Source organism: Chryseobacterium sp. 2TAF14 (assembly GCF_052115105.1).
Classification (GTDB): domain Bacteria; phylum Bacteroidota; class Bacteroidia; order Flavobacteriales; family Weeksellaceae; genus Chryseobacterium.
Genome location: NZ_JBFRGA010000287.1, coordinates 1 through 2,358, shown reverse-complemented (window position 1 = coordinate 2,358; position 2,358 = coordinate 1). Strand labels below are relative to the sequence as shown.

General features: G+C 37.7%; 2 protein-coding genes. Both read right to left on the bottom strand.

Annotated elements, in window-relative coordinates:
* Positions 1-705 (bottom strand): triose-phosphate isomerase (gene tpiA, locus AB4Y90_RS17550; RefSeq protein WP_441558856.1); only part of this gene is annotated, 705 nt, incomplete at its 3' end.
* 269 nt (positions 706-974) lie between these two features.
* Positions 975-2,358 (bottom strand): S9 family peptidase (locus AB4Y90_RS17545; protein WP_441558855.1); only part of this gene is annotated, 1,384 nt, incomplete at its 5' end.

Sequence of the window (2,358 nt, the reverse complement as noted above, 5' to 3'; positions counted from 1 at the left end):
ACCAATAAGACCGCCATCAATATCCGGTTGAGAGAAAATTTCTTTAGCATTGTCTGGTTTTACAGAACCTCCGTAAAGAATAGAAATTTCGTCAGCAACTTCCTGCCCGTATTTTTCAGCAATAATTCCTCTGATGTGAGCGTGAATTTCCTGCGCCTGTTCTGGAGTAGCAGTTTCTCCCGTTCCGATTGCCCAAACCGGTTCATAAGCGATCACCACTTTTTTGATTTCCTCTGCAGAAAGTGTAAAAAGTGCGGTTTCAGTCTGCGTTTTTACCACATCAAGATGCTGTCCTGCTTTTCTTTGCTCCAAAGTTTCACCGTTGCAGTAAACAGGAATTAAACCTTTATCTAAAGCCAGCTTTACTTTTTTGTTGCAGCTTTCGTCTGTCTCACCGTGATATTGTCTTCTTTCAGAATGACCGATCAGTGAACCTGTTGCGTCGATCGATTCCAACATATCTGCAGAAAGTTCGCCCGTGTAAGCTCCGCTTTCAAATTCGCTCATGTCTTGAGAAAATACTCCGATTTCGTCTTTTTCAAAGATGTCTTTTGCCATCATTAAATACAAAGAAGGCGGTGCAATCCAGACTTCACAGTTGGTAGCATTGTTGGTTTTATAGCTTAATAACTGAATCATTAATTGTTGAGCATCAATGACGTTCTTGTTCATTTTCCAGTTTCCTGCAACTATTTTTCTTCTCATAGTTCTATATTATCTTTTTGTTTCTTTTGTTTTTATAATTTTTTTTAAACGCAATGCTCGCAAAGTTTTCTTTAAATATCTTGAAAATATTTTTCGTTCGCAAAGGCGTTTCACTCAGCCATGTTTGCAATTAGCCTTTGCTGAACATAAACTGAAAGTTTACGAACGTAGTTCAGCCTTTGCGAATGAAATAATGATTACTATTTAATATTTACCTTGCGAACGTTACGTTAAAAATAAGTCTTAGTTATAATTTTACTCGTTTTATACTATTTATTAATTCCCTCCAGTTTAAACATAAAAGCATATTCCAGCGCAATGTCTTTCAGGTAATCAAATCTTCCTGAAGCTCCGCCGTGACCGTATTCCATGTCGGTTTTTAAGAATAAAACATTTTTATCGGTTTTTAAATCTCTTAATTTTGCAACCCATTTTGCAGGCTCAAAATACTGTACCTGAGAATCGTGCAAACCCGTTGTTACCAATAGATTCGGATAGTTTTTTCGCTCAATATTCTCATACGGAGAATAAGACTTCATATAATCGTATGCTTCTTTATTGTTCGGATTTCCCCATTCATCATATTCATTCGTTGTCAAAGGAATGCTTTCATCCAACATCGTATTTACAACATCTACAAACGGAACCTGTGCGATTGCTCCATTCCAAAGCTCGGGTTTCATATTCACAACTGCGCCCATCAAAAGTCCACCTGCACTTCCGCCTTGTGCGTACAAATGTTTTGGAGAAGTGTATTTTTCTTTCACTAAAAATTCTCCGGCATCGATGAAGTCGGTAAACGTGTTTTTCTTTTTCATCATTTTTCCGTCTTCATACCATTGTCTTCCCATTTCCTGGCCGCCACGAATGTGTGCAATTGCAAAAGCAAAACCGCGGTTTAAAAGACTCAGCCTTGTACTGCTGAAAGTAGCATCCATCGAACTTCCGTAAGAACCGTAAGCATAGAGTAGAAGCGGGCTGTTTCCGTCTTTTTTGTATCCTTTTTTATAAACAATGGAAATCGGGATCTTTGTGCCGTCTTTTGCAAAAGCAAAAAGTCTTTCCGTTACATAATTGGCTTTATTGTAACCGCCTAAAATTTCCTGCTGTTTTAGTAAAGTTCTTTTTCCTGTCTGTAAATTCTGCTCATATTGCGAACTTGGCGTAATCATCGAAGTATATCCGAATCTGAAATTATCGGTATCATATTCAGGGTTTCCTGACGGATAAACGGTGTAAGTAGGCTCATCGAATTTTAAAAACTCTCTTTTATGGGTTCTTCTGTCAATAATAACCAGTTGTGAAAGTCCGTTTTGTCTTTCACTGAAAACCAGGTAGTTTTTAAACTCAGTGATTCCTTCCATCAAAACATCTTTTCTGTGCGGGATAAAATCTTTCCAGTTTTCAACGCCTGTTTTATCCAAAGGAGTTTCCATTACTTTGAAATTAAGGGCGTCTTTGTTGGTTGTGATCAGAAATTTATCTTCCAAAGCAGTTACATCGTACAAAACGTCTTTCATTCTGGGCTGGAAAACCTTGAAAGTTGCGTTGGGATCGTCTGCATTAATGTATCTTGTTTCTGAAGAAGTTGTCGCCGAAGAAACGATCATAATGATTTTTTCGTTCTTCGATTTTCCAACACCGATATAATTG